Annotated in this window: 7 protein-coding genes; 2 read left to right on the forward strand and 5 right to left on the reverse strand. The window is 33.6% G+C overall.

Annotated features, from left to right (window positions below; all coding sequences use genetic code 11):
- Window positions 1–36: 36 nt before the first annotated feature.
- The 5 genes from K6T82_RS12330 to K6T82_RS12350 form a co-directional block, all read right to left on the reverse strand.
- On the reverse strand, window positions 37–744 hold the full coding sequence (locus K6T82_RS12330; RefSeq protein ID WP_223706174.1) for a LytR/AlgR family response regulator transcription factor: 708 nt from the start codon (window positions 742–744) through the stop codon (window positions 37–39).
- Window positions 744–1,793 carry a sensor histidine kinase gene (locus K6T82_RS12335; protein ID WP_223706175.1) on the reverse strand — a complete coding sequence of 350 codons (1,050 nt, stop codon included), beginning with the start codon at window positions 1,791–1,793 and terminating at the stop codon, window positions 744–746. The genes K6T82_RS12330 and K6T82_RS12335 overlap by 1 nt, the downstream gene beginning before the upstream one ends.
- A 154-nt stretch (window positions 1,794–1,947) precedes the next feature.
- Window positions 1,948–2,685 (reverse strand): CPBP family intramembrane glutamic endopeptidase, encoded by a 738-nt coding sequence (locus K6T82_RS12340; RefSeq protein WP_223706176.1) that lies wholly within the window; start codon window positions 2,683–2,685, stop codon window positions 1,948–1,950.
- A 375-nt stretch (window positions 2,686–3,060) separates the two neighbouring features.
- Window positions 3,061–3,447 carry a DoxX family protein gene (locus K6T82_RS12345; protein WP_223706177.1) on the reverse strand — a complete coding sequence of 129 codons (387 nt, stop codon included), beginning with the start codon at window positions 3,445–3,447 and terminating at the stop codon, window positions 3,061–3,063.
- A gap of 144 nt (window positions 3,448–3,591) precedes the next feature.
- A complete protein-coding gene (locus K6T82_RS12350) occupies window positions 3,592–4,605 on the reverse strand; it encodes a zinc-binding alcohol dehydrogenase family protein (protein ID WP_223706178.1) in 1,014 nt (337 codons plus the stop codon).
- Window positions 4,606–5,054: 449 nt separating this feature from the next.
- On the opposite strand from K6T82_RS12350, the gene K6T82_RS12355 reads away from it, so the two are divergent.
- Window positions 5,055–5,612, forward strand: a complete 558-nt coding sequence (locus K6T82_RS12355; RefSeq protein ID WP_223706179.1) for a GNAT family N-acetyltransferase — start codon at window positions 5,055–5,057, stop codon at window positions 5,610–5,612.
- Window positions 5,613–5,620: 8 nt separating this feature from the next.
- A complete protein-coding gene (locus tag K6T82_RS12360) occupies window positions 5,621–6,055 on the forward strand; it encodes a DoxX family membrane protein (RefSeq protein WP_223706180.1) in 435 nt (144 codons plus the stop codon).
- Window positions 6,056–6,192: the final 137 nt, after the last annotated feature.

The following is a 6,192-nucleotide window of genomic DNA, read 5'->3' on the forward strand; positions in this document are numbered from 1 at the left end:
CTAATTATCTAATTATCTAATTGGCACATTTACTCATTATCGAATTCCAAGTAACTGATATAGTTCTTCTTTTTTATTTAGAGCTGCAGAAATGGTTTTGCCGTCAATCAATTCAACCACATTTCCGTTTAAGCTTCTAACGGCTTCTAGATTTAAAATAAAAGAACGCTGAACGCGAAAGAACATTGGAAGTTTCAGTACTTCTTCCATCGATTTTAAAGTTCCTAAAGTAGTGTAAGATGAACCATTGATTACAAATTTTAGATAATCGCCTTGTGCTTCTACATAAAGAATTTCATTCAATAAAATCTTAATCAATTTTCCTTCTGATTTGATAAAAATACGATCGGAATTGATTTGATGAACTGCTGTTGTTTTCTTAAGCAACAGATGCTCTTTGGCCCGATTTACAGCCTTTAGGAAACGATCAAAACGAACGGGTTTCAGGAGATAATCTGCTGCGCCAGTATCAAATCCTTCCAATGCAAAATTGCGATGTGCAGTGATGAAAATAATAACTGGAGCATTGGTAAGCGATTGCGCCAATTCTAACCCATTAAATTTTGGCATTTCGATATCGCTGAAAACAATATCAACTTCATTTTCCTGGAGAAACAGCAAGGCTTTAGAAGCTTCTCCAAACGAAGCCTTTAACTCCAAAAACGGAATTTCAGCAATAAAAGATTCGATAATATCTCTTGCAATCGGTTCATCATCAACGACAATGCATTTCAACTTTTCCATTATTTTCTTAAAACTATTTTTAAATCGACTTTAAACGAATTTTCAAGTGTTCTGATTTCTAATTCATATTGATTCGGATACAGTAATTCTAGGCGTTTACGGGCGTTCTCTACTCCTATTCCGCCAAAATCAGCATCTTTTATGTCTTCTTCCGAATCGTTTTCTAAACTAAACCAAAAAGTATTGTTTTCAATCTTAATGTTTAGTTTTATAAAAGCATTTTTGCTTTTTAGTCCATATTTAAAAGCATTTTCGATGAAAGTAAAAGTCAACAATGGAGCAACAAAAAGTCCAGCGGTTTGTCCTTCAATAGTAATCTCAATATCGGCGTCATCGGCATAACGCATTTTTTCTAAAGCGATATAATTTTGGATGAAATCCAGTTCTTTTTCCAAACGAACAATTTCAGTATTAGACTCATATAAAGTATAGCTCATAATATCTGAAAGGTTCAGGATGATTTCTGGAGCCAGATTATCTTTTCGAACGGTTAATCCGTAAAGATTATTTAAAGTATTAAACAAAAAATGCGGGTTCAGTTGTGCTTTCAAAAAGTCTTTTTCAATTTGGATGTTCTGAATTTCCAGAGCAGCTTTTTCTCTTTCAATTTTGAATTTCTTGTTATACAATTTCGTGATTTCTACCAGAATTTTAGCAAAACAAAAAGGCGAAAGCAGCGAAATAATAATGATAGTTTGCGAGAGCATTCTTTTTGGTGAAACTGCCTCCAAAAACGTTTGTTGCGCGCTCATTTTAATTACATTTTTTAGTTCTCCAAAAGTAATTTCGAGACCTAAAGCATAGTAAAACAATGAGATAAAATAGGTTGCAGCCATCCAAACAAAAATCGAAATTGGAAGAACGAACAGTAAAGGAATGATGATTTTATTTCCTGAAAATATCTTTGGAAGTAAAAGATAAAACAACATATAAAACACAATCATGTTCACCAATGCCATTCTTATGGTAAGTAAAACGGCATCGATATAGATTAATTTATAGCCAATTACGTAGGTCCAAAAAAGTAGTACACAAAAGGTTAACCACATGAAAACGTGGAGTAAAATTCGATTTCTTTTCGTAAAAAAATGATCAAAATTTAGTGAAGCAATTTTATCTAAAAAATATCCCGAGGTCGATGTGGTATTTGGCATATAATAAAAATGTAAAGCAGTTTCAAATATAACTTTAATTTGGCAGGTTTTATAAAATTCTGATCACGGCATTAATCAAATTAATGGTATTGTGCCCGAGAATAGAATAAATAAGATTTCCAGAAAAAGTTCTTAAAATACCAACGCTAAAAGAAGAAATTAAGGTAAGATAAACGATTGTTATGATGTCAAATTTCAAATGAAAATCTTGATCTAAAATGATTCCGTGAAGTGCTCCAAATAATAGAGTTACAATTACAAATCCCCAGCCGAATTTTACGCCGCGATATTCCCATTTTGGAGAAAAAGCTTTGTCTAAAAGCCATAAAGAAATTCCTCTAAAAAAGATTTCTTCTGTTAATCCAGGCATTGTAGCTTGAAATAGAATAGTTTGTAAATCGAATGTTCCGCCTTTTGGAAATAAAATAAGTTTGAAGATAATATCGAAAAAAGTAAATCCGAAGAAAACTAATAATCCGAATTTCAAATTGGCTTTGGAATTGGTTTGAGTTGTAAATCCGATTTTGATTCTTTCTTGTTTCGAAACTGAAAATATAATTATTAAGCTTAAAATTAAACTTAGGAATTTCCCAACCCAATTAAATTTTAAATCCAGAAAATCCAGGTTTATTAGTTGTTTTCCTGTAGCCTCCAAATACATATCGGTAAGGAAATATAAAATGAAAAACACTAAATACTTCAGATTAGATTTTTCAGATTTAAAATGTGCAATAATAAGGAGCGGAGCAATAAACAAAAGCCAAACAAGAGGAGTAAATAATGACATAATTTTGATTTTAAAGGTTTAATTTTGATCAAAAGTATTGGTGTCGTTTCCGTTTTTCAAGTTGATTCGGTAGAACGCAGGATTTACTCCTTGAAAATATGATTTTATCCGATTATAGTTTTTTGTAACGCAGAGTCCGCAGAGAATTCGCAAAGAAACGCTAAGTTTATTAGAGCGACATTTTATTTAAAGTTCTCAGAGATTCTAAGCTTTGTTTTAGAATAACTGAAGGTAATGGACTTCAAACCTGAAACCTGAAACTTGAAACATGAAACCTGAAACTTGAAACCTAAAACTTGAAACCTGAAACCTCAAACAAAAAAAGCCCTAAATCAAAATTTAGAGCTTTTAATTATTTAAAAAGTGACCTTTAAATTAGTCCCATTTGTTGTTTTTAGAAACCGCATATTTACCTGCTCCAGTAAAGAACAAGGCAAGTGAACCTAAAAGATAAAGCATTAATAATTCTAGCGCATAACCACCGTGTTCACTGATTGAGAAAATATCCTGAGCGTGAGCCGTAGCAATTGCCACAACACAAGTTATAGCTAAAAGAACTGCAGCAATTCTGGTTCTAAAACCAATTAGAATTAAGACTGGTGCAAGAACTTCACCAATGTAAACTGCATATCCAAATGCTCCCATGTTCTCTACAAGGAATGAAATTCCATGAATTAGCTTAGAAACACCGTGAAAAAGCATTAATCCGCCTACACTGATACGTAATAACAATAATCCAAGGTCTGTGTTTTTTGAAATCATAAATAATTTTTGTTTAGGTTAAAATTTAAAATACAAATTTGGCTTGTAAGCCGACTAAAATACAAAAAATTGTCTTTCTAAAACATTATTATTTAAAACAATTCCAAATAACCATTTTTAGGCTATCATAAACGCCTTCGAGCGTTAAATTTTTATCGCAATTTTTCCAATTGTCTTTCCAGATTCCAAAAGTTCATGCGCCTTTTTCAGATTTTCGGCTGTCAATCCGTTTAAGGTGGTATTTAGAGTGGTTTTCAAAATTCCATCGTCCAATAGATCAGCTACTATATTTAGAATATTGTGCTGCTCCACCATATCTTCCGTTTGATACATCGAACGTGTGTACATCAATTCCCAAGAAAAAGAGACACTTTTAGTTTTGAGTTTCGTTAATGCAACAGGATCACTACTTCCTGTAATTGAAGCGATATGTCCTTGAGGTTTGATCAATTCAACCATAGTATCCCAATAAGCATTGGTATCTACAAAATCTAAAATAAAGTCAACATACTCAAAACCAGCTTCTCTAACCGAAGAAATCAAATCTTTATGATCTACTACAAAATCAGCTCCTTGTTGTTTGCACCAATCAACAGTTTCAGGACGCGACGCTGTTGCAATAACGGTTAAACCCGCAATTTTCTTTGCCAACTGAATTGCAATTGACCCCACTCCTCCTGCTCCGCCGATAATTAAAATGGACTTTCCTTTGTCTTTTTCAGCACTAATTCTGATTCTGTCAAACAAAATCTCCCATGCAGTCAAGGCAGTTAAAGGAATTACAGCCGCTTCTTCCAGACTTAATGATTTTGGTTTTCGGCCTACAATTCTTTCATCAATAATCTGATATTCAGCATTACTTCCTTGTTTAGTGATATCTCCGGCGTAATAAACAGGATCACCAACTTCAAACAAAGTAACGTCTTGGCCAACTGCCTGCACAATTCCGACAGCATCCCAACCAATAATTTTTGGAGTTTCTAAAACAGTATCTTTTGCGCTATTCTGGCGAATCTTAAAATCGACCGGATTTACTGAAATCGCATCAATTTTAACTAATAAATCGTGTGGTCCAGGAATTGGTTTTACGGCTTCAAATTCGATAAAACTTTCTGGGTTTTCTATGGGTAGTGATGTTTTAAATCCTATTGCTTTCATTTCTTTTTAATGTTTTAATTAAAATATACTACAAATATAAGCTTAGTTGAAATCTCTTGATTGGTATATATTGAGTGTATATTGGTAGATATTCGGCAGATTGAATTTAAACACATATCGCGCGAGCAACTATGTCAAAGTTATTTCATATGATTTTTTTATCTCCCGCAGATTAAGCAGATTGATTTAAAAAATCTATTCGAATCTGCTAAATCTGCGGGAGAAAATTTTAAACACTTAGACTTATCTCAAAATACCAACTTTGACGACAAAGATTAAAAAAACCTTTTTTTAGACCCCAATAGGGAACTTTGCGTTCTTATTTCAAAGCAAACTTTACGCTTAGTTAAAAAACCTTGCGCTCTTTGCGTTAAAAAACTATGCAGAGCGACTTACGCACAAAAACAAAATTGAAAGTAAAGCCTTAAATTTGCTAAAAACACTTCAAAATGAATATCAGAAAAGCAGAAAAAAAAGACGCAGAAAAAATTGCTCCTATATTGTTATTAGCAATGGAAGATATCATTTACAAATTTATTGCGAAGGAAGATTACGCTTCCGCGAAAGACTTTCTGCAACACTTCATTGAAAGAGAAAACAATCAATATTCTTATCAAAATTGCTTTGTCGCTGAGGAAAATAATGAAATTATTGGCGCAGTAAATATTTATAAAGGTGGAGACATTGAAGAATTACGGAATCCGATAATTGAATATGTTCGAAAACATTATAATCCCGAATTTGATCCAGAGTTTGAAACACGAGAAGGAGAATACTATATTGATTCGTTAGGAGTAAATCCAAAATATCAAGGAAAAGGAATTGGTTCGCAATTATTGCAATTTTTGATTGATAAATACGTTCATAAAAATAAAGAAGTTCTAGGACTGTTGGTTGAAGAAGACAATCCGAGTGCTAAAAAACTATACTTAAAACTTGGTTTTAAAGTAGTTGGAAGCAAAACTTTGGTCAAAAAGAATCTAGTGCACCTCCAAATAAAAAATTAATTTATAGAATGAAAAACATAACAATATTAGAAGCAGGTTTAATTTTAAGAATAGTTTTAGGAATCACAATGCTTTCAGCCGTCGCTGATCGATTTGGAGTTTGGGGAGCACCGGGATCTAACGCGGTTGCTTGGGGAAATTGGGAAAACTTTGTCCTGTATACTCAAACATTAAATTCTTTTGCAAATAAAGCCACAGCAGAAATTTTAGGCGGAATTGCTACTTTCTTTGAAGTCTTACTAAGTCTATTATTGTTATTCGGATTCAAAACCAGACTTGCTGCTTTGGGGACTGCCTTTTTAATGTTCTTTTTTGCGTTTGCAATGTCAGTTTCGGTTTCTGTAAAAGCTCCTTTAGATTATTCTGTTTGGACAAGTTGTGCAGCGGCTTTGTTACTTGCAAATATCGGGAAAACATCTTTTGCTGTGGATAATAGGATATAATTTTAGTTTTCAGTCGCAGTCGCAGTCGCAGTCGCAGTCGCAGTCGCAGTCGCAGTCGCAGTCGCAGTCGCAGTCGCAGTCGCAGTCGCAGTCGCAGTCGCAGTCGCAGTCGCAGTCGCAGTCGCAGTCGCAGTCGC

It is taken from the genome of Flavobacterium potami, from assembly GCF_020026915.1.
Classification (GTDB): Bacteria; Bacteroidota; Bacteroidia; order Flavobacteriales; family Flavobacteriaceae; genus Flavobacterium; species Flavobacterium potami.

Bases quoted from the DNA above. Each gene is read 5' to 3' on its own strand.
- K6T82_RS12350 (WP_223706178.1), bottom strand. From the start codon at position 4,605: ATGAAAGCAATAGGATTTAAAACATCACTACCCATAGAAAACCCAGAA.
- K6T82_RS12330 (WP_223706174.1), bottom strand. From the start codon at position 744: ATGGAAAAGTTGAAATGCATTGTCGTTGATGATGAACCGATTGCAAGA.
- K6T82_RS12360 (WP_223706180.1), top strand. From the start codon at position 5,621: ATGAAAAACATAACAATATTAGAAGCAGGTTTAATTTTAAGAATAGTT.
- K6T82_RS12335 (WP_223706175.1), bottom strand. From the start codon at position 1,793: ATGTGGTTAACCTTTTGTGTACTACTTTTTTGGACCTACGTAATTGGC.
- K6T82_RS12340 (WP_223706176.1), bottom strand. From the start codon at position 2,685: ATGTCATTATTTACTCCTCTTGTTTGGCTTTTGTTTATTGCTCCGCTC.
- K6T82_RS12345 (WP_223706177.1), bottom strand. From the start codon at position 3,447: ATGATTTCAAAAAACACAGACCTTGGATTATTGTTATTACGTATCAGT.
- K6T82_RS12355 (WP_223706179.1), top strand. From the start codon at position 5,055: ATGAATATCAGAAAAGCAGAAAAAAAAGACGCAGAAAAAATTGCTCCT.